Origin of the sequence: Pseudomonas sp. Irchel 3E19 (assembly GCF_900187585.1) — a bacterium.
GTDB lineage: Bacteria > Pseudomonadota > Gammaproteobacteria > Pseudomonadales > Pseudomonadaceae > Aquipseudomonas > Aquipseudomonas baetica.
In genome coordinates, this window is the sequence record NZ_FYDT01000007.1 from 61,616 (window position 1) to 85,457 (window position 23,842).

Genomic DNA, 23,842 nt, shown 5'->3' on the forward strand with positions numbered 1-23,842 from the left:
AACATGGATTTGAATGCTGAGGTAGACAACCTGGTCAAGGCATCCCAGGCGTGGATTCCGATGATCATGGAATACGGCAGCCGCGTGCTGCTGGCAGTGATCACGCTGGCCATTGGCTGGTGGCTGATCAACAAGGTCACGCAAAAACTCGGCGGCCTGCTGGCTCTGCGTAACGCTGATCTGGCCCTGCAAGGCTTTATCAGCAGCCTGGCCAACATCATTCTCAAGGTGCTGCTGATTGTCAGCGTCGCTTCGATGATCGGAGTGGAAACAACCTCGTTCGTTGCGGCGATCGGTGCGGCCGGTCTGGCCATTGGTCTGGCGTTGCAGGGCAGCCTGGCGAACTTCGCCGGCGGCGTGCTGATTCTGCTGTTCCGCCCGTTCCGCATCGGCGACTGGATCGAAGCCCAAGGTGTGTCGGGTACTGTCGACAGCATCCAGATTTTTCACACCGTGCTGCGTACTGGCGACAACAAGACCATCATCGTACCGAACGGCAATCTGTCCAACGGCATCATCACTAACACCAACCGTCAGCCAACCCGCAAGGTTGTGTTCGATGTGGGTGTGGATTACGAAGCGGATCTGCAAAAGGCCCGTCAGGTGCTGCTGGATCTGGCCAAGGATGAGCGCGTATTGCAGGATCCGGCGCCACAGGCCGTGATTTCGACCTTGGGTGACAGTTCGATCACCGTTTCCCTGCGTGTGTGGGTGAAAACCGCAGACTACTGGGACGTGATGTTCATGTTTAACGAACAGTCGCGTGATCGTTTAAAGACTGCAGGGATTGATATTCCTTTTCCGCAGCGAGTTATTCGTGTGGTTCAGGAAACTGCTACACAGTAAGCGTTTTGTTACTTGGCATGCTGGTCAAGTAGTCAATTAAACCCGAGAGAAGCACAGTCTCTCGGGTTTTTTTATTATTCTCGGTAAAGGTGTGCATGACTTATATAATTAGCTTGCTATACAAAATTGATTAGGTTGCTATTGAGTTTACAAAAAAAACCGCTCACCTGTGAGGGGGAGCGGTTCATGTTACAGCAAGGCTCTACAGTACAGCCGAATTACATCCGGATTACAGGATGCTCAGCGGGTACTCAACGATCAGACGCAGGTCGTTGTTGTCGCCACCATTGTAAGCAGTGTTGGAACGGTACCAGGCGCTACGCAGGCGGAAGGACAGGTCTTTGGCCGGACCATTCTGCATGACGTATTTGGTTTCGAAGTCCAGCTCGTGTTCCTTGCCTTCTTCAGCACCGGTAGAGATGTTGTCGCCTTTGACGTAACGGGTCATGAAGCTCAGGCCCGGTACGCCGTAGGTTTTCATGTTCAGGTCGTAGCGACCCTGCCACGAACGCTCGTCTGCGCCGTTGAAGTCGGAGTATTGAATGGAGTTGGCGAGGAAAATGGTGCCGCCGCCGTCTACGCCGTACACGTAACCGGTATCGCCGGTCGAACGCTGGTGAGCGATGGTGAACTTGTGGGCGCCGATGCTGTAAGCGGCAGCCAGGGACCAGATACGGTTGTCGATATCGCCCGACAGTTCCTGACCTTGGCTCTTGCTCTTGTACCCGTTGAAGTCGAAGTTCAGCGATTGTTCATCGTTGATCGGCAGGGTGTAGTTGGCGTTGAGGTACTGCTTCTTGAAGTGGTCATCCACGTCGGAAGCCGCAACGCCCGCGACAAAGTTGTCGGTGAACTGGTAGGTTGCACCACCGATGTTGGCAGATTTCAGGCCGCCATCAACGATAGTGTCATGGCCCATGCCGGTCTGGGAGCTCATCGCGGTGAAGCGACCAGCGCTCAGCTCAAGCCCAGGGATTTCCTTGGAAACGAGCAAGGTACCGGTAGTGGCTTCAGGCAGCAAACGGCTGTCGTCGGTGGAGAAAACCGGGCTGGCAACGAACTGGTCGCCATATTTCAATACGGTGTTGGACAGGCGGAATTTGACTGCACCACCCGCTTTGGATTGGGTGTCCTCTGGAACGCCATCGCTATCGGTGGCGAACAAGCCGTTGCCGGTGCGGCCGCGGCCGCTGTCGAGCTTGATAGAGCCCAGACCGAAAGCGTCAACACCGACACCGATGGTGCCTTGAGTGAAGCCGGATTCGAAAATGGCGTGCATGCCAATACCGGTTTCTTCGCGATAGCCTTGACGCTCACCCGATGGACTGGTTTTCAAGTTTTCATTCTTGAAATCACGGTTCATATACAGCATGCGGGTTTTTACATTGAAGCTACTGTCTTCAACGAAGCCTTTGGAATCATCCTGGGCGGACGCCATTGCGAACTGCGAGGTGCCTGCTGAAACAGCCAGGGCGATCATGCTCCACTTCATCACGCGCATCGTGATTTGCTCCTTTGGTTTTTAGAAGAGTACTGCCGTCCCACCTGTTTTATTATCTGGGCGGCTCTTTCTTTTTGTGTCGGCGCAAACTTATATCACGCCGACATTGTTGGCGATACTTGCGAATCTAACCTTTCACCTTCTTTACGACGCTGTCGCAATTGGCTTTGTAGATGTCGCAAATTCACAGTACCGATGCAACCGGACCGACAACTTTCTAGCTGTTTTTTTTGCCGTTTGCATTGCTAAAAAAGAGTCCCTGGCAAAACACTTGAATCTCCATCGGGCAACCCTGCCACTGTTTTTGTTGGGCTTGAGGCCTCCACTTCTCGTGGTGCGCTTATAGCCCATATGAGTACGGTTGCAACAACCGTGCACAAACCGCAATGTCGCTGCGGTTATTTTTCTGCGCACCTGTCTTTACCTGTAAAAACCTCATAAATACTGGGCGCCAAGTCCCATTCTTTCAGGGCTTGACGCGATTGTTCGTATGGTGTTGCCACCCAGCCAACTGCGCGAGACAACCAAAAACGTTACCGGTTCACCCCGCCAGTGAGTATTCGGCGGATGCCTGCCGCACTGAGCGTAGACGCACTGTGCGGTTTTGGTGCAAAAAAATTTACGGGCTGTACCGTATTCATACAGTTCAGGTTGCTCATTATCGTGAGCGCGTGACGGTTTCTCGGTCATTTCAGCAGAGGGCTCGTCAATTCCGGTTCCGTACTGGTGCAGACCGTCGAAAAATGTCACATGTCAGGGCGCCAGGAGAGTGACAGGAGTCTGTAGTCGTGAAGGCAAGCGCTTTCGCAGGTATGCTGCCGGTCTGTCGCTTGGTGCGCCGCCCTCGGGCGAGGCCGCTAAGCTCTATCATGTAGACCAGCCGGGAGTACGCGCGGTGTTTGCTTTAGATTCACGACTTCAACAGGACACGCTGACCCTCGGCGACTTCCCGCTCTGCCGACTGCTGCTGTCCAATGACGCCAACTACCCGTGGTTCATTCTGGTGCCACGCCGGGACGATATCAGCGAGTTGTTTCAGTTGGATGTCGAAGATCAGCAGCAGCTATGGCGGGAAACCACCGCGCTGGCCGAGTTGCTCAAGGATTTGTTCGACGCCGACAAAATGAACGTCGCGACCTTGGGTAACGTTGTCAGTCAGATGCACATGCATGTGATTGTGCGTAAACGCGACGACGCCGCCTGGCCAGCGCCGGTCTGGGGCAAGCACCCAGCCAGGCCTTATAATGGCGAGGAGGTGGCGGCCATTCGCGATCGCTTGCGTGTGGTGTTGACCGAAGACTTCACTTTTCTGGAGGGCTGAGTCATGAGCCTTGAAGATCGCGTTACCGATCTGGAAAGCCGTCTGGCGTTTCAGGATGACACCATTCAGGCGTTGAACGACGTGCTGGTGGCGCAGCAGCGGGTGGTCGAGCGCCTGCAATTGCAGATGGCTGCACTGCTCAAGCGTCAGGAAGAAATGGTCGGCCAGTTCGAGTCCTTCGAAGAAGAAGCGCCGCCGCCACATTATTGAGGCTGGTGTTTTCGCCAGGCATAAAAAAACCGCGAACAGCACGCTGCTCGCGGTTTTTTTATGCCTTGGATCAGCGCCGTGGCAGGGCGGCGATCACGTCCTCGGCTTGCAGGCCCTTGTCCCGGTTCATCACCGAGAACTCCACGCGCTGGCCTTCGACCAGAACGCGGTGGCCTTCGCCACGGATTGCACGAAAGTGCACGAAAATATCATCGCCGGAATCCCGGGAGATAAAGCCGAAGCCTTTGGAGGTGTTGAACCACTTGACGGTGCCGGTATCGCGGTTGGTCATGTCGTAGCTGGTTGGCGCGGCAGCCGGTGAAGAACGATAGAAACTGACGGCCAGGTGCAGGACTACGGCAACCAGGGCAATCACCAGACTGAACAACACGGCTGGCTGGCCGGCGATGACAGGCATCGGCGCGATCAGGGTCAAGGTTTGCAGGACGACAGTCAGCACCAGAAGAGCGCTGACCAGATTTTGCAGATGCTGGCGCGGGCCTTTGTTCCAGTAAGGAATCACTGGAGCGATGACCAGGTTCAGCAGGCCGAAAAAGGCCAGGTAAAGTGCATCGGGTTGTTGCAGGTAGGGAACGGCTTCGGATTTCAGGCTAGGTATGAACGACAGCAGCAAGGCTGCTGCGCCCATTAGCAGGTGGACGATTTTCAACATTTTAATTGGCTCACGTTATGACGGCTCACAAGGAAGAGCTGAAGGCGCACGGTTCGCTTCACAACAAAATAAGAGGCGGTAGGCACGTACACGGCATCAGCCTATGCGCAACGCCCCGAAAAATGGGGCATGGCGACACACTGCCTATTTAACAGCAAAGCCTGCAGCTACTCAAATCAGCCCGGCCAGCGGCAGAGCGTCAGTCGTTTTGTCGCAGCCTGTTCAGGCTTTCGGGGCTGCGGGGTGGCGACAGCCTTGCTAGAGTGGGTCTGCACCTGTTGGATGAATTCAATCGCCGTTAGGGGGTAAACATGGCAATCGATATCGGTATCAGTGAAGAAGATCGCAAGTCCATCGTCGAAGGGCTGTCGCGGCTGCTGTCGGACACCTACGTGCTGTATCTGAAAACCCATAACTTCCACTGGAACGTCACCGGCCCGATGTTCCGCACGCTGCACCTGATGTTCGAAGAGCAATACAACGAACTGGCGCTGGCCGTGGACCTGATCGCCGAGCGCATTCGCGCGCTGGGTTTTCCCGCGCCGGGCGCCTACGCCACTTACGCACGTCTTTCTTCTATTAAGGAAGAGGAGGGGGTGCCGAGTGCCGAAGACATGATCAAGCAGCTGGTCGACGGTCAGGAAGCGGTGACCCGCACTGCGCGTGGCATCTTCCCGCTGCTGGACAAGGTCAGTGACGAGCCGACGGCCGACCTGCTGACTCAGCGGATGCAAGTGCACGAAAAAACGGCGTGGATGCTGCGCGCCTTGCTCGAGGCGTAACCAAGTTGCGCGGGCACGTCAAAGGCCTGCTCGCGCGCTGTCCAGCCTCCTACTTGCGTCGTTGGCTTATCCTACGTTGATGGTCAATAAGTCATCTGGATATAACTTTGCGTCTGCGTTTTTATGAAGGCACAGGATGTGGCTTTTAAAACAAGCAGCAATGGCAAAGGAGTGTCAACGATATGGTAGAGGGAGACAGGCGAGGCGACAGGGATGTCAGCTCGCGACACGCTATAAAAGTCGATCCGTTCGTCAGCGAATTCGACATGTCACTGATTCGGCCATTGTCGCGATCTGTGCGTTTGAACGGTTATGCGACCTGCCTGCGGCTGGAGCAGGTTTACTGGAACATCCTCGGCAACATGGCCGAAGACAATTGCTGTTCGATCAGTACGTTGTTGTCCCACGTCGATCGTGAAGTGCATCTGCGCCACGGCGGGGTGAAAAACTTCAGTGCACTGGTGCGGGTGGTCTGCGTGATGAATGGAGTCAAGGATGCGCCGCCGCCTGTTGTTGTCTGAAGGCTGGGGTTGCGGATAACGTCGCGGCCTGTGCAGTCTTACGGCTGCACAGGCCGCGTTTAATGGATATAATCCCGCTCTTTCGCCGCAAAGCCCTGCGCGCGGTGGCAATCTGATCGCCGAGACACCCCCATGCCGATGTACGATTACCAATGCGCTTCCTGTGGTCATCAACTGGAAGCCATTCAAAAGATCAGCGAGGCACCGCTGGTCGACTGCCCTGCCTGCCAGGCGCCAGAGCTCAAGAAACAGCTGTCCATGCCGGGCTTTCGCCTCAGCGGCAGCGGTTGGTACGAAACCGATTTCAAGACCGGAGCCAAGAAGAACCTGGCCGGTGGCGACAAATCTGACTAGGGTTCAAACCCAGGTTGAACGACACGCGTGAGCTTCCAGACCGCCTGAGGGCGCCGGGATCTCCAACGAATATCGAATGACGAGAAGCGAACCATTATCATGATGCGCAGCCACTATTGCGGCCAACTGAACGAAAGCCTGGAAGGCCAGGAAATTACCCTTTGCGGATGGGTTCACCGTCGCCGCGACCACGGCGGGGTGATTTTCCTCGATATCCGTGATCGTGACGGTCTGGCCCAGGTGGTATTCGATCCGGATCGCGCCGAGAGCTTTGCCGCCGCCGACCGCGTGCGCAGCGAATACGTCGTGAAGATCACCGGCAAGGTGCGTCTGCGTCCGGCCGGTGCCACCAACGCCAACATGGCGTCGGGCATGATCGAAGTGCTGGGCTACGAACTGGAAGTGTTGAACGAGTCGGAAACCCCGCCGTTCCCGCTGAACGAGTTCTCCGACGTGGGCGAAGAAACCCGTCTGCGCTATCGCTTCCTGGACCTGCGTCGTCCGGAAATGGCCGAGAAGCTGCGTCTGCGTTCGCGCATGACCACCAGCATCCGTCGCTTCCTCGACGAGAACGGCTTCCTCGACGTTGAGACGCCGATCCTGACCCGTGCTACGCCGGAAGGCGCACGTGACTATCTGGTGCCAAGCCGTACTCACGCCGGCTCGTTCTTCGCCCTGCCGCAATCGCCGCAACTGTTCAAGCAACTGCTGATGGTGGCCGGCTTCGACCGTTACTACCAGATCGCCAAGTGCTTTCGCGACGAAGACCTGCGTGCCGACCGTCAGCCAGAGTTCACCCAGATCGACATCGAGACCAGTTTCCTCGATGAAAAAGAGATCATGGGCCTCACCGAGCAAATGATCCGCAACCTGTTCAAGGAAGTGCTGGATCTGGAATTCGGCGAATTCCCGCACATGACCTTCGAAGAAGCCATGCGCCGCTACGGTTCCGACAAGCCAGACCTGCGTATTCCGCTGGAGCTGGTCGACGTTGCCGATCAACTCAAAGAAGTCGACTTCAAGGTGTTCAGCGGCCCGGCCAACGACCCTAAATGCCGCATCGCCGCTCTGCGCGTTCCAGGCGGCGCCAGCATGCCGCGCAAGCAGATCGACGATTACACCAAGTTCGTCGGCATTTACGGTGCCAAGGGCCTGGCGTACATCAAGGTCAACGAGCGCGCCGCCGGTGTTGAAGGTCTGCAATCGCCGATCGTGAAAAACATCCCGCTGGACAACCTCAATGCCATTCTTGATCGCGTTGGCGCAGTCGATGGCGACATCGTGTTCTTCGGCGCCGACAAGGCCAAGATCGTCAGCGAAGCCTTGGGCGCGCTGCGTATCAAGCTGGGGCACGACCTGAACCTGCTGACTTGCAAGTGGGCCCCGATGTGGGTTGTCGACTTCCCGATGTTCGAAGAAAACGACGACGGCAGCTTCTCCGCGCTGCACCACCCGTTCACCGCGCCGAAGTGCACGCCGCAAGAGCTGGAAGCCAACCCGGCTGGTGCTCTGTCCCGTGCTTACGACATGGTGCTGAACGGCACTGAGTTGGGCGGCGGTTCGATCCGTATCCACCGCAAGGAAATGCAGCAAGCGGTTTTCCGCCTGCTGGGTATTGAGGAAGCTGAACAGGAAGAGAAATTCGGCTTCCTGCTCGACGCGCTGAAGTACGGTGCACCGCCGCACGGTGGTCTGGCGTTCGGTCTGGACCGTCTGGTGATGCTGATGACCGGCGCCCAGTCGATCCGTGAAGTGATCGCCTTCCCGAAAACCCAGAGCGCTGCCGACGTGATGACGCAAGCGCCGGGTGTCGTGGATGCCAAGGCACTGCGCGAGCTGCACATTCGTTTGCGCGAAACGCCAAAGGCTGAGTAAGACGGGCCTGAAGGCGCATCTTCGGATGCGCCTTTTTTCTTTCTAGAGAGAACAGGTCGAGATTTTTTGTTTGCTGGCCGCTGCATGAGCAGGGCGGGCAACGTTTCAAAGAGAATTCGGAGCGAGTTATGGCAGGTCATTCCAAGTGGGCGAACATCAAGCACCGCAAAGAACGTCAGGATGCCAAGAGAGGCAAGATCTTCACCAAGTGGATCCGTGAGCTGACCGTTGCGGCCCGGCAGGGTGGCGGTGACCCGGGTTCCAACCCGCGTCTGCGTCTGGCCCTGGACAAGGCGCTGAGCGCGAACATGAGTCGCGACATCATCGACCGCGCCGTTGCGCGTGGCGCCGGTGCGACCGAAGCGGACAATGTTGAAGAGCTGACCTACGAGGGCTACGGCCCGGGCGGTGTAGCGGTGATGGTCGAATGCATGACCGACAACCGCAACCGTACTGCAGCTGCCGTACGCCACGCGTTCAGCAAATGTGGCGGCAACCTCGGCACCGACGGGTCGGTCGCCTATCTGTTCGAGCGCAAGGGGCAGATCAGCTTCGCGCCGGGTATCGATGAGGATGCACTGACGGAAGCAGCGCTGGAAGCCGATGCCGATGACGTGGTGACTCATGAAGACGGCTCGATCGACGTGTTCACCTCGTTCACCAGCTTCTACGCCGTGCGTAACGCTCTCGAAGCCGCTGGTTTCAAAGGTGATGACGCAGAGATCGTGATGCAGCCGACCACCAGCGCCGAACTGGATCTGGAAGGTGCGGAGAAGGTACTCAAGCTGATCGACATGCTGGAAGACCTGGACGACGTGCAGAACGTCTATTCCAACGCAGATATTCCGGAAGACGTGGCCGCTCAGCTCGGCTAAGGCCGACTACGATTCAATGTGGGAGCGAGCCTGCTCGCGAAGGCGGATTTTCAGGCAGCATCGTTGCTGATGATGAAACCGCTTTCGCGAGCAGGCTCGCTCCCACATTTGTTATGGGTTGATTTGAAATTCGTGCTTTTACCGAATCCGCAGGCGTTATGACTTTAATTCTTGGTATCGACCCCGGTTCGCGTATCACCGGTTACGGCATTGTTCGCGATACCGGCCGCGGCGGCTGCATCTACGTGGCCTCGGGTTGTATTCGTACGGGTGCGGGCGAGCTGCATGAGCGTCTGCAAATCGTCTATCGCGGTGTGCGCGAAATCATTCAGACCTACGGCCCGGTCACCATGGGCATTGAAAAGGTGTTCATGGCGAAAAACGCCGATTCGGCGCTGAAGCTGGGGCAGGCGCGTGGGGCCGCCATTGTCGCCGGCGCAGAAGAGTGTCTGGAGATTGCCGAGTACACCGCGACCCAGGTCAAACAAGCCGTGGTCGGCACCGGCGCAGCCAATAAAGAGCAAGTACAGATGATGGTCATGCACATGCTCAAACTGACCAGTAAACCGCAAATCGACGCCTCCGATGCCCTGGCGATTGCCATTTGTCACGCTCACACCCGCTCCAGCCTGCTTCCGCATGGCTTGGGAACTGCACGCAGTCGTGGCGGGCGCCTGCGTCTCTGATAGCATCAGCAATCAAATTTTCCGCAAGGTGAGTTTCGCGCCTGGGTCGTCGGCCTGAAGCGCGCCTTGCGCTAGTCGCCAGCCTACGGCTGGCCAACGCTCAAGGATCTGAAACGTGATTGGACGCTTGCGCGGCACCCTGGCTGAGAAACAGCCGCCGCACCTGATTCTGGATGTAAACGGCCTCGGGTATGAGCTGGAAGTGCCCATGACCACGCTTTATCGGTTGCCGTCGGTCGGTGAACCGCTGACCCTGCACACCCATTTGGTCGTACGCGAAGATGCGCAATTACTCTATGGTTTTGCCGGCAAGCGTGAGCGAGACTTTTTTCGCGAGTTGATCCGTCTCAATGGTGTCGGGCCAAAATTGGCGCTGGCGCTAATGTCGAGTCTTGAAGTCGACGAACTGATCCGCTGTGTGCAATCCCAGGACACCTCGGCGCTGACCAAGGTGCCCGGCGTTGGCAAGAAAACCGCCGAGCGTCTGCTGGTCGAGCTCAAAGATCGCTTCAAGGCCTGGGAAACCTCGCCGGCCATGTTTGCCCTGGTGCCGAACCAGCCGGACGGGCCGGCGCCGGTCAACACCGCTGAAAACGATGCGGTCAGCGCGCTGATTTCCCTGGGCTACAAGCCGCAGGAAGCGAGCAAGGCGATTACCGCCATCAAGGACAAGAATTTGAGCAGTGAAGACCTGATCCGCCGCGCCCTGAAGGGAATGATTTAAGTGATTGAAGCTGATCGTCTGATCGCCGCCGCGCACAGCCCGCGTGAGCGCGAAGAAGTCCAGGACCGGGCCATCCGTCCGGTCAGTCTGGCCGACTACATTGGCCAGCCGACCGTGCGCGAGCAGATGGAGCTGTTCATCCAGGCCGCCCGTGGCCGCAGTGAATCCCTCGATCACACGCTGATCTTCGGCCCGCCGGGTCTGGGCAAGACCACGCTGGCCAACATCATTGCCCAGGAAATGGGCGTGTCGATCAAGAGCACCTCGGGCCCGGTGCTGGAGCGTCCCGGCGATCTGGCTGCGTTGTTGACCAACCTTGAGCCGCACGACGTGTTGTTTATCGACGAAATCCATCGCCTGTCGCCCATCGTTGAAGAAGTGCTGTACCCGGCGATGGAAGATTTCCAGCTCGACATCATGATCGGCGAAGGGCCGGCAGCGCGCTCGATCAAGCTCGATCTGCCGCCCTTCACGTTGGTGGGTGCGACGACTCGCGCTGGCATGCTGACCAATCCTTTGCGTGACCGCTTCGGTATCGTCCAGCGTCTTGAGTTCTACAGCACCGCAGATCTGGCGACGATTGTCGGTCGTTCGGCGAATATTCTCGGGCTGCCGCTGGATCCGGAGGGGGCCTTCGAAATTGCTCGCCGCGCCCGTGGTACGCCGCGGATCGCCAACCGCCTGCTGCGTCGCGTGCGCGATTTTGCTGAAGTGCGGGCCAGGGGGCACATTACCAAGTCGGTTGCCGATCTGGCGCTGAACCTGCTGGATGTCGACGAACATGGTTTCGATCACCAGGACCGGCGTTTACTGCTGACCATGATCGAGAAGTTCGATGGCGGCCCGGTCGGGATCGACAGCCTCGCGGCCGCGATCAGCGAAGAGCGCCACACCATCGAAGACGTGCTGGAGCCGTACCTGATTCAGCAGGGCTACATCATGCGCACGCCACGGGGCAGGGTGGTGACGCGGCATGCGTATCTGCATTTCGGTTTAAACATTCCGTCACGAATGGGTGAAATGCCCGTGGAAGACGAGTTTCTCGATGCCGTGGACGACTAATACACATTTGTTGTCGATTTATTCAGGGTTTGTGCTGTCAGAGGACGGTACTTTTGCGGTAAAGCCCTCGAACAATGAAAAACAGTTGCCTGGCCGGATTGGCAACCTGAGGAGTAAGCACTAGAGTATGCGCGCGCAAAACGGGCTTGAGCCTTTCGCACATCGTTGTCGCGTTTATTACGAGGACACCGATGCGGGCGGCATCGTGTATTACGTTAATTACCTCAAGTTTATGGAACGGGCTCGAACCGAGCGGCTCCGCGAGCTGGGCTTTGCCCAATCTGCGCTTGCCGGGGAGGACCTGTTGTTTGTCGTGCACTCCAGCGAAGCGCGCTACCACGCGCCGGCGCGACTGGACGACGAATTGCTGGTAAGCGCTGAAGTAATCGAATTGAACCGTGCCAGCCTGCGCTTTAAACAGCAGGTCAGGCGGGCTACGGATAATGTGCTGCTCTGTGAAGGGCAGTTTTTGGTGGCCTGTGTGCGCACTAACAGTTTGAAACCCCGGGCCCTTCCCGAAGACCTGCGTGCGGCCTTCGCCGACGCGGGCGGCCCGGGTACACACTCAAAGCAGGAGATAAAGCGTGGAAGCTAACGTCGTCGACCATTCCTCCATGTGGAGCCTGGTCAGCAATGCCAGCATCGTGGTGCAGTTGGTAATGTTGACTCTGGTTGCTGCATCGGTGACCTCATGGATCATGATCTTTCAGCGCAGCAACCTGCTGCGTGCCGGTCGACGTGCCCTGGAGAGCTTCGAGGAGCGCTTCTGGTCGGGTATCGACCTGTCCAAACTGTACCGTCAGGCCGGCAGCAACCCGGATCCTGATTCGGGCGTCGAGCAAATCTTTCGCGCCGGTTTCAAAGAGTTCTCCCGTCTGCGTCAGCAGCCAGGCGTCGATCCTGAAGCCGTGATGGAAGGCGTGGCCCGCGCCATGCGCGTGGCCATCTCCCGCGAAGAAGAGAAGCTGGAGCAGAGTCTGCCGTTTCTTGCCACCGTCGGTTCGGTCAGCCCGTACATCGGTCTGTTCGGTACCGTGTGGGGGATCATGAACTCCTTCCGCGGTCTGGCCAGCGCTCAGCAAGCCACCCTGGCCACCGTGGCCCCGGGTATTGCCGAAGCACTGATCGCCACGGCGATCGGTCTGTTCGCGGCAATTCCTGCAGTAATCGCTTACAACCGTTTTGCTGCTCGCAGCGAAACCCTGCTGGGCCGTTACTACACCTTCGCCGATGAATTCCAGGCGATCCTGCACCGCAAAGTGCACACCAGCGAAGAATAAGCAGGTAATTTCCAATGGCTTTAATCGCTCGAGCTCGCAAAAAGCGCAAGCCGGTCGCCGAGATGAACGTGGTGCCTTACATCGACGTGATGTTGGTACTGCTGGTCATTTTCATGGTGACTGCGCCGATGCTCAATCAGGGCGTGAAAGTTGATCTGCCCAAGGTTTCCAGCGAAGCCTTGCCGCAGGACAACAACACCCAGGTCCTGACCATTTCGATCAAGGCTGACAAGACCTATTACTGGAACCTTGGCAGCGAAGTCGACACCGAGAAGCAACAGGACAGGGCCATGACCCTGCCGCAAATGACCGATGCGGTGACCAAGATCATTCGCGCCGGCACCGAAGGCGGCAAGCGTACCCAAGTCTTTATCCGCGGCGATAAAACCGTCGATTATGGTTCCGTCATGGGCGCCATGGGCGGGTTGCAGAAAGCCGGGGTCGGTAATGTTGGTTTGATTACCGAGGCCCCCTGATGCAGCAAGTGCGAGAGCCGTCCGCCTCGGAAAGCTTCTTCTGGCCTAGTGTCTGGGCGATTGTCTTGCACGTGCTGGTGTTCGGCATGCTGTTTGTCAGTTTCGCCTTCACACCAGAGCTGCCGCCGGCTAAACCGATTGTCCAGGCGACCCTGTACCAACTGAAATCGAAAAGTCAGGCAACCACCCAGACCAATCAGAAGATTGCGGGTGAGGCGAAGAAATCCGCCGCGCGCCAGACCGAAGTCGAGCAGATGGAGCAGAAAAAGGTCGAGCAGGAAGCGGTGAAAGCTGCGGAACAAAAGAAAGAAGAAGCGGCTCAAAAGGCCGAGGAAGCCAAGAAGGCCGACGAGTCGAAAAAAGCGGACGAGGCGAAAAAGGCTGATGAAGCCAAAAAAGCCGACGACGCCAAAAAAGCCGAGGCCAAGAAGGCAGAAGAGAAACAATTGGCTGATATAGCCAAGAAGAAGGCTGAAGAAGAGGCGAAGGAAGAGGCCAAGAAAGAGGCCGCTGAAGAAGCCAAGAAGAAAATCGTCGAAGACGCGAAGAAGAAAGCCGCCGAAGACGCCAAGAAGAAAGCTGAAGCTGAAGAGGCGAAGAAGAAAATCGCCGACGAAGCGAAGAAGAAAGCTGCTGCCGATGCTGCGAAGAAGAAAGCGCAGGATGCGGCACGTAAATCGACCGAAGACAAAAAGGCTCAGGCCTTGGCCGATTTGCTTTCCGACACGCCACAGCGTCAGCAGGCCTTGGCCGATGAGCAGGGTGACGAGGTCGCGGGCAGTTTTGATGACCTGATTCGTGCGCGAGCTGCAGAAGGTTGGGCGCGTCCTCCTTCGGCACGCAAAGGCATGACGGTTGTGCTGCAGATCGGCATGTTGCCGGACGGTACGGTGACCTCGGTCAGCGTGGCCAAGTCCAGCGGCGACGGTCCGTTCGATGCTTCGGCAGTGGCGGCAGTCAAGAATATTGGACGTTTGACAGAAATGCAGGGAATGAAGCCGAGCGATTTCGCTCCGTATCGTTCATTCAAGATGACATTCACACCTGAGGATCTAGCCTTGTGAGAAACCTTCTTCGAGGAATGCTGGTCGTGATCTGCTGCATGGCAGGGATCGCGATGGCTGATGAAAAGAACATTCTGGTCACCAGCGGCAGCGATCGGGCCACTCCGATCGCCGTTGTTCCGTTCGGCATGCAGGGCGGTGCCGTGCTGCCGGACGATATGGCTGAAATCATTGGTAACGATTTGCGCAACTCGGGCTACTACTCGCCGATTCCAAAGCAAAACATGATCAGCCAGCCAAGCCAGCCGAGTGAAATCATCTTCCGTGACTGGAAGGCGGTGGGTGCTCAGTACATGATGGTCGGCAGCATCGCTCCAGCGGGCGGTCGCCTGCAGGTGCAATGGGCGCTGTTCAACGTGGCCACCGAGCAGAAAGTGGCTGATGGCAGTGTTTCCGGCACCACCGAGCAATTGCGCGACATGGCGCACTTCATCTCGGACCAGTCGTTCGAAAAGCTCACCGGTATCAAAGGTGCGTTTTCGACCCGTCTGCTGTACGTGACAGCTGAGCGTTTCTCCGAAAAGAACACTCGCTACACCCTGCAGCGTTCGGACTACGACGGTGCTCGCGCAGTCACTCTGCTGCAATCGCGTGAGCCGATCCTGTCGCCGCGTTTCGCACCGGATGGCAAGCGCATCGCCTACGTGTCGTTCGAACAGAAGCGTCCGCGCATCTTCATGCAGAACATTGACACTGGTCGCCGTGAGCAGATCACCAACTTCGAAGGCCTGAATGGCGCGCCAGCCTGGTCGCCGGATGGCAATCGTCTGGCGTTCGTCTTGTCGAAAGACGGTAACCCGGACATCTACGTGATGAACCTCGGTTCGCGTCAGATCACTCGCGTGACTGCCGGCCCTGGCATCAACACCGAACCGTACTGGGGCAAGGATGGTTCGACCATCTACTTCACCTCGGACCGTGGCGGCAAACCTCAGATCTACAAAACCAGCGCCAGTGGTGGCGGTGCGGAGCGAGTGACCTTCATCGGTAACTACAACGCCAACCCGAAACTTTCGGCTGATGAAAAGACCCTGGTGATGATCCATCGTCAGGACGGCTTCACCAATTTCAAGGTGGCGGCCCAGGATTTGCAGCGAGGTAGTGTAAAGATCCTCACTGATAGCACTCTGGACGAGTCACCCACTGTTGCGCCCAACGGCACCATGGTAATCTACGCCACCCGCCAGCAGGGCCGGGGAGTCTTGATGCTCGTGTCCATTAATGGACGCGTGAGGCTCCCGCTTCCTACCGCTCAAGGCGAAGTCAGAGAACCGTCCTGGTCCCCTTACCTGAACTGACGCGGCGCTACACGTTTTACTTAACACACTGGGGTTCATTAGGAGTTTCACGATGGAAATGCTGAAGTTTGGTAAATTTGCTGCGCTGGCTCTGGCCATGGCTGTAGCTGTAGGTTGCTCGTCCAAAGGCGGCGACAACGCCGGTGAAGGCGCTGTTGATCCAAACGCTGGTTACGGCGCAAACACTGGTGCCGTTGACGGTTCCCTGAGCGAAGAAGCTGCTCTGCGCGCAATCACCACCTTCTACTTCGAATACGACAGCTCGGACCTGAAGCCAGAAGCCATGCGCGCTCTGGACGTTCACGCCAAAGACCTGAAAGCAAACGGCGCTCGCGTTGTTCTGGAAGGCAACACCGACGAACGTGGTACTCGTGAGTACAACATGGCACTGGGCGAGCGTCGTGCGAAAGCCGTTCAACGCTACCTGGTACTGCAAGGTGTTTCCCCAGCTCAGCTGGAACTGGTTTCCTACGGCGAAGAGCGTCCAGTTGCTACCGGCAACGACGAGCAGTCCTGGGCTCAAAACCGTCGCGTCGAACTGCGTAAGTAATTCGATATGCGAACGTGCCGTCGTGCTGTAACTGTTCTGGCTCTCAGCCTCGCGCCGCTTGCGGCGTGGGCTGCGGTTCCTGTGGTCGATGACAACTCCGGTTATAACAATAGCGGGAGCAGTTATCCGCCTGCGGGTTACGGTACGAACGGCGCCTATGCCGGGGGAGCGGCTTCGGCCCCTGCCTCGGCACAAGGCATGCTGTTCAACCAACTGCAACAGATGCAGGATCAGATTTCGCGCCAGCAAGGTGTGATAGAAGAACTGCAGAATCAGGTTGCGCGCATGAAGCAAGAATCCCTGGAGCGATACCAGGATCTTGATCGGCGCATAGGATCCGGCGTTGCACCTGCCGCGACTCCTGAGAATTCTTCTGCCGGTGGCGATGCAAGTGCTGCTGCCGGTGCTGCCGCTGGCGCCGGGGCTGCTGCCCAGGCACCTGCTGCAAGTAGTGAACCGGGTGATCCGGCCAAGGAAAAGCTGTATTACGATGCCGCTTTCGACCTGATCAAAGCCAAGGATTTCGACAAGGCCAGCCAGGCTTTCGCCGCTTTCCTGCGCAAATACCCGAACAGCCAATACGCGGGCAACGCCCAGTACTGGTTGGGTGAAGTGAACCTGGCCAAAGGTGATCTGCAAGGTGCAGGTCAGGCATTTGCCAAGGTTTCGCAGCTGTATCCCAAGCACGCCAAAGTGCCGGATTCGCTGTACAAGCTGGCTGATGTAGAGCGCCGCCTCGGTCACACCGACAAGGTAAAAGGCATACTGCAACAGGTGGTGGCCCAATATCCGGGCACGTCTGCCGCTCAGTTGGCCCAGCGCGATCTGCAACGCATGTAAGCGTGCCGCACCCGTTTAGAAGAAACCCGCGCCTGTCGCGGGTTTTTTCGTTAGAATTCACGCCCTTTTTCTGAAACACGCTTCTTGTGGTCTACGCGTTGGCGGGATTACCTGAAGTGCCTGACGGAGGCGGACAGCCTGTTTAGCTGTTACGCCCGTGGCGACTATGCAAGACACATTGAGAATCACCGAAGTTTTCTACTCGTTGCAGGGGGAAACGCGGACTGCCGGGCTGCCCACTGTTTTTGTGCGCCTGACCGGTTGCCCATTGCGTTGCCAATACTGCGACAGTGCCTACGCCTTCAGTGGCGGCACAATCCGTACCCTCGACGATATCCTCGAGCAAGTAGCCGGATTCCGTCCGCGCTACGTCTGCGTCACCGGCGGCGAGCCGTTGGCACAGCCGAACGCCATTCCTTTGCTTAAACAGTTGTGTGATGCCGGCTACGAGGTCTCGCTGGAAACCAGTGGCGCCCTCGATATTTCGGCTGTCGATACGCGCGTCAGTCGTGTGGTCGACCTGAAAACGCCGGGTTCGAAAGAAGCCCATCGCAATCGTTACGAGAATATCGAACTGCTGACCCCGAACGATCAGGTGAAGTTTGTCATCTGCTCGCGGGAAGACTACGACTGGGCCGTTTCCAAACTGATCCAGTACGGTCTTGACCGACGTGCCGGTGAAGTACTGTTTTCCCCAAGCCACCATGACCTGAATGCTCGGGATCTGGCAGATTGGGTCGTAGCGGATAACCTGCCGGTGCGCCTGCAATTGCAACTGCATAAATATCTTTGGAATGACGAGCCGGGGCGCTGACATGGCTGAGCAACTGAACGCCACCGAAAAACGTGCAGTGATTCTGCTGTCTGGCGGCCTCGATTCGGCCACTGTTGTGGCCATGGCGCGCGCCGAAGGTTACAGCTGCTACACCATGAGTTTTGATTACGGTCAGCGCTCGCACGCCGAATTGCACGCTGCTGCTCGCGTCGCTCGCGACCTGGGTGTGGTCGAACACAAGGTGATCGGCCTTAATTTGAATGGCATGGGCGGTTCTGCGCTGACTGACAGCAGCATTGATATTCCAGAAGAGCAGGGTGAAGGCATTCCGGTGACTTACGTGCCAGCGCGCAACACGGTGTTCCTGTCTCTGGCACTGGGTTGGGCTGAAGTGCTCGGTGCCCGCGACATCTTTATCGGCGTGAATGCTGTGGATTACTCCGGTTACCCTGATTGCCGTCCCGAGTTCATCGAGTCGTTCGAGCGCATGGCCAACCTGGCGACCAAGGCTGGTGTTGAAGGTAGCGGTTTCCGTATTCAGGCGCCGCTGCAGAATCTGAGCAAGGCGCAGATCGTCCAGGCGGGCGTGAAGCTTGGCGTTGATTATGGGCTGACCGTTTCTTGCTATCAGGCCGATGATGAAGGCCGTGCCTGCGGCAAATGCGACAGCTGCCGGCTGCGTGCGGAAGGCTTTGCAGCGGCTGGTGTCAGTGATCCAACACCTTATTTTTGATTATTTTCAAAAAGGTGTTGAATAGTCCTTAAAAATCAGTATTATACGCGCCACCACACAGCGGGTCGTTAGCTCAGTTGGTAGAGCAGTTGGCTTTTAACCAATTGGTCGTAGGTTCGAATCCCACACGACCCACCATATTTGGCGGTTTAGAAAATCCGGAAGGCCCACGAAAGTGAGGATTTCCGGGTTTTTTTTTGCCTGCAATCTGGCCATGCGTTGTTTCAGTGCCAGCGGCGCTGACGCAGGTCAGAATCATCTTTTGTATCAACCGGATATTCTGTAGCCTTGCGCAGCTTAAACGCTGTCCGTGCCTGATAAAACTCACTCTCCCGGCGGTACCCTCAAGCGGTCCGGAGCCGGGTGTATACTCGACTTTCGCGCGAAAGCGCCTGCAGGTCTTGCGAACATGACGCAGATTTCCGAACGCCTTCTGGTTCAAGCTCACCTCGATGCCAAACAGCCCAAACCGCTGACCGCCGAGGAAGAGGCTTATTACCGTTCCGCCATCGCCGCCGAGCTCAAGGCTCAGGACGCGGTGCTGGTGGCTCACTTCTATTGCGATCCTGTGATTCAGGCCCTGGCCGAAGAAACCGGCGGCTGTGTGTCCGACTCCCTGGAAATGGCCCGCTTCGGCAACGCCCACCCGGCCAAGACCGTGGTCGTTGCCGGCGTGAAGTTCATGGGCGAGACCGCAAAAATTCTCAACCCTGAAAAACGCGTGCTGATGCCGACCCTGGAAGCGACCTGTTCACTCGATCTGGGTTGCCCGGTGGATGAGTTCTCGGCCTTCTGCGATCAGCACCCGGAGCGCACGGTGGTGGTGTATGCCAACACGTCCGCCGCCGTCAAAGCCCGGGCCGACTGGGTAGTGACGTCGAGTTGTGCGCTGGAAATCGTCGAAAGCCTGATGGACAACGGCGAAACGATCATCTGGGGCCCGGACAAGCATCTGGGCACCTACATCCAGCGCAAGACCGGCGCTGACATGCTGTTGTGGGACGGTGCCTGCATCGTCCACGAAGAGTTCAAGTCCAAGCAACTCGAAGACATGAAGGCCTTGTACCCGGACGCTGCGATTCTGGTACACCCTGAGTCGCCGACGGCGGTGATCGAACTGGCGGATGCCGTCGGCTCCACCAGTCAATTGATCGCTGCTGCCCAGAGTCTGCCGAACAAGACCCTGATCGTCGCCACCGACCGTGGCATCTTCTACAAGATGCAGCAGCTGTGCCCGGACAAGGTCTTCATCGAGGCGCCAACGGCCGGTAACGGCGCAGCGTGCCGCAGTTGCGCACATTGCCCGTGGATGGCCATGAACACCCTTGAGCGCACGCTCAAGAGCTTGAAAGAAGGGACGAACGAGATCTTTGTTGATCCGGCGTTGATTCCTCAGGCGATTCGGCCTTTGAAGCGGATGCTGGACTTTACCCAGGCGGCGCGGATGAAGCTGGCCGGTAACGCGTAGAATCTTCCAGGCAACGCAAATCGAATGTGGGAGCGGGCTTGTTCGCGAAGGCGGTGTATCAGTCACCATTGAAATTGACTGATACGACGCCTTCGCAAGCAAGCACGCTCCCACATTGGTATTCGGTGTCTGGAGGTTACTTGGTCTTTTTCGGGATCCGCACCACGCGAGTATCGGAATAGATGTCATGCCACGTGCGCTTCTGCTTGTCGTACAGCGACCAGAAGAATCCCAGGCCGACGCACAGCCATGAAGCAATCGACACCATGAACCGCAACAACGCCTGCCACAGACTGATCGCTGTGCCGTCAGCGTTCTGCACGCGAATACCCCACACTTGCATGCCGAGTGTCTGCCCACCATGGGTCCAGAACTTGGCGAAGAAGCCAAACAGCACCAGCAAAAGCACAGTCGAGTACAGCGGATCACCATCCATCTGCCCGGCATCGGTCATCGCCCGCAGACGCTCCTCGCCGATGATCGCCGCCTGAATGAGCTTGTAGATGAAGCCGGTGACGATCAGCAGGGCGGTGCACAACAGAAAGTCATAGAACATCGCCGCCAGACGCCGGCCGAGGCCAACGGCAGGAAAGTCGCCCTGGGGCGTGAGCAGGTTTTTCGACATGGCAGCCTCTGGACGCAAAATGAAGCGCCATTTTACGGATTCGCGCGCACAAAAAAGCCCCTGATATCAATATCAGGGGCTTTTTCGTTACAGAGATCAGGCTTCGGCTTGTACTTCGTCAGCCTGCATGCCTTTCTGGCCTTGCACGGCAACGAAAGTCACTTTCTGGCCTTCTTTCAGGCTCTTGAAGCCGTTGCCCTGAATAGCGCGGAAATGCACGAACAGATCCGGACCGCTTTCTGGAGTGATAAAACCAAAACCTTTCTCGTCGTTAAACCACTTGACGGTACCGCTCTGACGTGTGGACATTTCTTATTTCCTTTGACGCATAAATTGATGACAGTCTCTTTCTCATGAAAGAGTACTGGGGCTGGTTGCAGGAGAGTAAGAAGACGTCGAACGGGATGTAGCTAACTTGTAGGCTACTGCCCAGGTCACGATTCAAAGCTGACCCATGCAAACACAGTAGACAAACTCTACGCCAACTACGGGAGAAAAAACAAGCCCCGCGAAGGCCCCGGTTTTGCTGCGCTTGCTGGCAATTAGTCAGTTCGCTAGTGCGGGCTTAGACGATTGGCTTGTTCCATTGTTTTCGATCGTTATAAGCAAAGTTCATATTCGAATCAGATGTTAGAAAATGCACTTTTTTGTGGCGATTGCGTTACACATTAGTGCACGCATAACGCAATCGCGTTACTTATGGAAACAGCCAATCAACCACGATAGTAGCGTTGCGGAACAAATGGCATTTTGCTTACACGCATTTGCACCTTTTTCCCACGCACTATGGCCCAAACCGAGGTATCGAGCGTGACATAGGCGCTGTCGAGGTAACCCATTGCCAACGGCCCGCCCAGGGTAGGACCGAAGCCGCCGCTGCACACACTGCCGATGATCTCGCCGGCTTCGTTGACGATTTCTGCGCCTTCACGCACTGGCGTGCGTTCCTGCGGCAGCAGGCCAACGCGTTTGCGCGCGACACCGTTCTGTTGCTGAGTGAAAACCTGCTCCGCCCCAGGGAACCCGCCGGCACGCGCGCCGTCTGCGCGGCGCGGCTTGGAGATCGCCCACAGCAGGCTGGCTTCGATGGGTGTGGTCTTGGTGTTCATGTCGTGGCCGTAGAGGCACAGGCCAGCTTCCAGACGCAGCGAATCGCGAGCGCCGAGGCCGATGGCCTGAACTTCCGGTTCGGCGAGCAGGGCGCGGGCGAGTTTCTCTGCATCGGCGGCCGGTACCGAGATTTCGAAACCGTCTTCACCGGTGTAGCCCGAACGGCTGACAAAGCAATCGACGCCCAGCAGCTGCACGCGGTTGAACTGCATAAAAGTCATCTTCGCCACTTCCGGCGCCAGTCGCGCCAGCACGGTAACGGCTGCCGGACCCTGCAATGCCAAGAGGGCGCGCTCTTCGAACAGCGCCGTAATGGTGCACTGATCGCCGATGTGCTTTTGCAGGTGCGCCAGGTCCTGATCCTTGCACGCGGCGTTGACCACCAGAAACAGTTCGTCGTTGCCGAGGTTGGCGACCATCAGGTCGTCGAGGATGCCGCCGCTATCGTTGGTGAACATCGCGTAGCGCTGCATGCCCACCGGCAGATCGATGATGTCCACCGGCACCAGGGTTTCCAGGGCCTTGGCGGCATTGGCGCCGGTCAGGCGGATCTGGCCCATGTGCGAGACATCGAACAGCCCGGCTTGCTCACGGGTGTGCTGGTGTTCTTTCATCACGCCCAACGGGTATTGCACCGGCATGTCGTAGCCGGCGAATGGCACCATGCGGGCGCCGAGTTCGAGGTGCAGAGCGTGCAGCGGGGTTTTCGACAGTTGTTCGGTGGACATGCGGAACTCCTTGATTCACACCAACCCTCTCCCGAAGGGAGAAGGGGCTAATTAGCATTCGATAATGTTGACCGCCAGACCGCCGCGGGCGGTCTCTTTGTATTTGCTTTTCATGTCGGCGCCGGTCTGGCGCATGGTGCGGATGACTTTGTCGAGGGAAACGAAGTGCTGCCCGTCGCCACGCATGGCCATGCGCACCGCGTTGATCGCCTTCACCGAGCCCATGGCGTTGCGCTCGATGCACGGCACCTGAACCAGTCCGCCAATCGGGTCGCAGGTCAGGCCGAGGTTGTGTTCCATACCGATTTCCGCCGCGTTCTCGACTTGCTGAACGCTGCCGCCGAGCACTTCGCACAACGCCCCGGCCGCCATCGAACAGGCCACGCCGACTTCTCCCTGACAACCGACTTCGGCGCCGGAGATCGAGGCGTTTTCCTTGTACAGAATGCCGATTGCAGCGGCGGTGAGCAGAAAACGCACGACGCCGTCATCGTTCGAGCCGGGAATGAAGCGCATGTAGTAATGCAGCACCGCCGGAATGATCCCCGCCGCGCCATTGGTTGGCGCGGTGACCACCCGGCCGCCGTTGGCGTTTTCTTCGTTGACCGCCAGCGCGTAGAGGTTGACCCAGTCGAGCACCGACAGCGGATCGCGCAACGCCGATTCCGGGTTCTTGCACAGTTGCCGGTGCAGTGCGGCCGCGCGGCGCTTGACCTTCAAACCGCCGGGCAGAATGCCTTCGTTGCGACAACCTGCGGCGACGCAGTCCTGCATCACCTGCCAGATTTTCAGCAGGCCGGCGCGGGTTTCCGCTTCCGGGCGCCAGGCGCTTTCGTTGGTCAGCATCACCTGGCTGATCGACAGGCCATACGTGCTGCAATGCGCGAGCAAGTCCTTGGCACTTTTGAACGGGAAGGTCAGCGGCGTGGCGTCTTCGACGATGCGATCGGCACCGGCCGCGTCCTCATCGACAACAAAACCACCGCCGACCGAGTAGTACTCGCGGCTGCGGATCTGAATGCCCGCCGCGTCGAACGCGCGGAAAATCATGCCGTTGGGGTGATAGGCCAACGGTTTGCGGATCATCGCCAGATGTTCTTTCTCGTTGAACGCAATGCTGTGTTCACCGAGCAGGTTGAGGCGCGCGTGGCTGCGAATTTCTTGTAATCGAGCCGCGACGGTTTCGGTGTCGACGGTGTCCGGGTGTTCGCCTTCAAGGCCGAGCAGCACGGCTTTGTCGCTACCGTGACCCTTGCCGGTGGCGCCGAGCGAGCCGTACAGCTCGACGCGAACACTCGCAGTCACAGTCAACAGGTTTTCCCGGCGCAGGCCTTCGGCGAAGCGCGCGGCGGCACGCATCGGGCCGACGGTGTGGGAACTGGAGGGGCCGATGCCAATCTTGAACAGGTCGAACACGCTTAACGACATGAGTGGTTCTCCGGTTTCTTGTTATAGGAATTGGCGC

At 57.7% G+C, this 23,842-nt stretch carries 27 protein-coding genes and 1 tRNA gene; 22 read left to right on the forward strand and 6 right to left on the reverse strand.

The features are described 5' to 3' along the window. Positions 1–3 precede the first annotated feature (3 nt). Entirely contained in the window at positions 4–846 is an 843-nt protein-coding gene (locus CKW18_RS06570) for a mechanosensitive ion channel family protein (protein ID WP_095188016.1), read from the forward strand. A gap of 229 nt (positions 847–1,075) precedes the next feature. On the opposite strand, the gene CKW18_RS06575 is transcribed toward CKW18_RS06570, so the two are convergent. After that, complete coding sequence (locus CKW18_RS06575) at positions 1,076–2,347, reverse strand: OprD family porin (RefSeq protein WP_095188017.1); 1,272 nt, start codon at positions 2,345–2,347, stop codon at positions 1,076–1,078. An 895-nt stretch (positions 2,348–3,242) separates the two neighbouring features. Between CKW18_RS06575 and CKW18_RS06580 the strand changes: the two genes are divergently transcribed. Both CKW18_RS06580 and CKW18_RS06585 read left to right on the forward strand, forming a co-directional pair. Next, positions 3,243–3,668 carry an HIT domain-containing protein gene (locus CKW18_RS06580; protein ID WP_095188018.1) on the forward strand — a complete coding sequence of 142 codons (426 nt, stop codon included), beginning with the start codon at positions 3,243–3,245 and terminating at the stop codon, positions 3,666–3,668. Positions 3,669–3,671: 3 nt separating this feature from the next. Then, entirely contained in the window at positions 3,672–3,878 is a 207-nt protein-coding gene (locus CKW18_RS06585) for a SlyX family protein (protein ID WP_095188019.1), read from the forward strand. A 70-nt stretch (positions 3,879–3,948) separates the two neighbouring features. On the opposite strand, the gene CKW18_RS31325 is transcribed toward CKW18_RS06585, so the two are convergent. Then, positions 3,949–4,551, reverse strand: a complete 603-nt coding sequence (locus CKW18_RS31325) for a cold-shock protein (protein WP_095188020.1) — start codon at positions 4,549–4,551, stop codon at positions 3,949–3,951. Positions 4,552–4,862: 311 nt separating this feature from the next. Here CKW18_RS31325 and CKW18_RS06595 point away from each other — a divergent pair, with 311 nt between their 5' ends. The 19 genes from CKW18_RS06595 (at position 4,863) to nadA (ending at position 19,914) form a co-directional block, all read left to right on the forward strand. Beyond that, positions 4,863–5,333 (forward strand): Dps family protein, encoded by a 471-nt coding sequence (locus CKW18_RS06595; RefSeq protein WP_095188021.1) that lies wholly within the window; start codon positions 4,863–4,865, stop codon positions 5,331–5,333. Between the two features lie 182 nt (positions 5,334–5,515). Further along, positions 5,516–5,854, forward strand: a complete 339-nt coding sequence (locus CKW18_RS06600) for a ribbon-helix-helix domain-containing protein (RefSeq protein ID WP_095188022.1) — start codon at positions 5,516–5,518, stop codon at positions 5,852–5,854. 132 nt (positions 5,855–5,986) lie between these two features. Further along, entirely contained in the window at positions 5,987–6,208 is a 222-nt protein-coding gene (locus CKW18_RS06605; protein WP_003227532.1) for an FmdB family zinc ribbon protein, read from the forward strand. Between the two features lie 99 nt (positions 6,209–6,307). Further along, entirely contained in the window at positions 6,308–8,083 is a 1,776-nt protein-coding gene (gene aspS / locus CKW18_RS06610) for an aspartate--tRNA ligase (protein ID WP_095188023.1), read from the forward strand. A 128-nt stretch (positions 8,084–8,211) separates the two neighbouring features. Continuing rightward, entirely contained in the window at positions 8,212–8,958 is a 747-nt protein-coding gene (locus CKW18_RS06615; protein ID WP_095188024.1) for a YebC/PmpR family DNA-binding transcriptional regulator, read from the forward strand. Between the two features lie 158 nt (positions 8,959–9,116). Next, a complete protein-coding gene (ruvC, locus tag CKW18_RS06620) occupies positions 9,117–9,644 on the forward strand; it encodes a crossover junction endodeoxyribonuclease RuvC (RefSeq protein WP_007962095.1) in 528 nt (175 codons plus the stop codon). A 115-nt stretch (positions 9,645–9,759) separates the two neighbouring features. Beyond that, on the forward strand, positions 9,760–10,368 hold the full coding sequence (gene ruvA / locus CKW18_RS06625; RefSeq protein WP_003227522.1) for a Holliday junction branch migration protein RuvA: 609 nt from the start codon (positions 9,760–9,762) through the stop codon (positions 10,366–10,368). After that, a complete protein-coding gene (ruvB, locus tag CKW18_RS06630) occupies positions 10,369–11,430 on the forward strand; it encodes a Holliday junction branch migration DNA helicase RuvB (RefSeq protein ID WP_095188025.1) in 1,062 nt (353 codons plus the stop codon). A gap of 127 nt (positions 11,431–11,557) precedes the next feature. After that, positions 11,558–12,025, forward strand: a complete 468-nt coding sequence (gene ybgC, locus CKW18_RS06635; RefSeq protein ID WP_095188026.1) for a tol-pal system-associated acyl-CoA thioesterase — start codon at positions 11,558–11,560, stop codon at positions 12,023–12,025. Next, positions 12,015–12,710 carry a protein TolQ gene (tolQ, locus tag CKW18_RS06640; protein WP_008080223.1) on the forward strand — a complete coding sequence of 232 codons (696 nt, stop codon included), beginning with the start codon at positions 12,015–12,017 and terminating at the stop codon, positions 12,708–12,710. The genes ybgC and tolQ overlap by 11 nt, the downstream gene beginning before the upstream one ends. A gap of 23 nt (positions 12,711–12,733) precedes the next feature. After that, the gene (gene tolR / locus CKW18_RS06645; protein WP_161806672.1) at positions 12,734–13,186 is read left to right on the forward strand and encodes a protein TolR; all 453 of its coding nucleotides are present in this window, start codon (positions 12,734–12,736) and stop codon (positions 13,184–13,186) included. After that, positions 13,186–14,250 carry a cell envelope integrity protein TolA gene (tolA, locus tag CKW18_RS06650; RefSeq protein ID WP_095188027.1) on the forward strand — a complete coding sequence of 355 codons (1,065 nt, stop codon included), beginning with the start codon at positions 13,186–13,188 and terminating at the stop codon, positions 14,248–14,250. The genes tolR and tolA overlap by 1 nt, the downstream gene beginning before the upstream one ends. 17 nt (positions 14,251–14,267) lie before the next feature. Further along, the gene (gene tolB / locus CKW18_RS06655) at positions 14,268–15,548 is read left to right on the forward strand and encodes a Tol-Pal system beta propeller repeat protein TolB (RefSeq protein ID WP_164747834.1); all 1,281 of its coding nucleotides are present in this window, start codon (positions 14,268–14,270) and stop codon (positions 15,546–15,548) included. A gap of 52 nt (positions 15,549–15,600) precedes the next feature. After that, positions 15,601–16,098: a peptidoglycan-associated lipoprotein Pal gene (gene pal, locus CKW18_RS06660; protein ID WP_003178634.1), complete on the forward strand. Its 498-nt coding sequence runs from the start codon at positions 15,601–15,603 to the stop codon at positions 16,096–16,098. 6 nt (positions 16,099–16,104) lie between these two features. Beyond that, positions 16,105–16,938: a tol-pal system protein YbgF gene (gene ybgF, locus CKW18_RS06665; RefSeq protein WP_007912724.1), complete on the forward strand. Its 834-nt coding sequence runs from the start codon at positions 16,105–16,107 to the stop codon at positions 16,936–16,938. A gap of 166 nt (positions 16,939–17,104) precedes the next feature. After that, positions 17,105–17,752: a 7-carboxy-7-deazaguanine synthase QueE gene (gene queE, locus CKW18_RS06670; protein ID WP_095188028.1), complete on the forward strand. Its 648-nt coding sequence runs from the start codon at positions 17,105–17,107 to the stop codon at positions 17,750–17,752. A 1-nt stretch (position 17,753) separates the two neighbouring features. After that, complete coding sequence (gene queC, locus CKW18_RS06675; protein ID WP_095188029.1) at positions 17,754–18,446, forward strand: 7-cyano-7-deazaguanine synthase QueC; 693 nt, start codon at positions 17,754–17,756, stop codon at positions 18,444–18,446. 62 nt (positions 18,447–18,508) lie between these two features. Next, positions 18,509–18,584: transfer RNA gene (locus tag CKW18_RS06680), tRNA-Lys, on the forward strand. A 271-nt stretch (positions 18,585–18,855) separates the two neighbouring features. Further along, the gene (gene nadA / locus CKW18_RS06685) at positions 18,856–19,914 is read left to right on the forward strand and encodes a quinolinate synthase NadA (protein ID WP_042560632.1); all 1,059 of its coding nucleotides are present in this window, start codon (positions 18,856–18,858) and stop codon (positions 19,912–19,914) included. A 136-nt stretch (positions 19,915–20,050) separates the two neighbouring features. Here nadA and CKW18_RS06690 read toward each other — a convergent pair whose 3' ends face one another. The 4 genes from CKW18_RS06690 to CKW18_RS06705 all read right to left on the reverse strand — a co-directional run bounded on the left by CKW18_RS06690 (position 20,051) and on the right by CKW18_RS06705 (position 23,805). After that, positions 20,051–20,539 (reverse strand): RDD family protein, encoded by a 489-nt coding sequence (locus CKW18_RS06690; RefSeq protein ID WP_095188030.1) that lies wholly within the window; start codon positions 20,537–20,539, stop codon positions 20,051–20,053. 96 nt (positions 20,540–20,635) lie between these two features. Beyond that, complete coding sequence (locus tag CKW18_RS06695; protein WP_003227496.1) at positions 20,636–20,848, reverse strand: cold-shock protein; 213 nt, start codon at positions 20,846–20,848, stop codon at positions 20,636–20,638. A 404-nt stretch (positions 20,849–21,252) separates the two neighbouring features. Beyond that, complete coding sequence (gene gcvT / locus CKW18_RS06700; RefSeq protein WP_095188031.1) at positions 21,253–22,377, reverse strand: glycine cleavage system aminomethyltransferase GcvT; 1,125 nt, start codon at positions 22,375–22,377, stop codon at positions 21,253–21,255. A 51-nt stretch (positions 22,378–22,428) separates the two neighbouring features. Further along, on the reverse strand, positions 22,429–23,805 hold the full coding sequence (locus CKW18_RS06705; RefSeq protein WP_095188032.1) for an L-serine ammonia-lyase: 1,377 nt from the start codon (positions 23,803–23,805) through the stop codon (positions 22,429–22,431). Positions 23,806–23,842 lie beyond the last annotated feature (37 nt).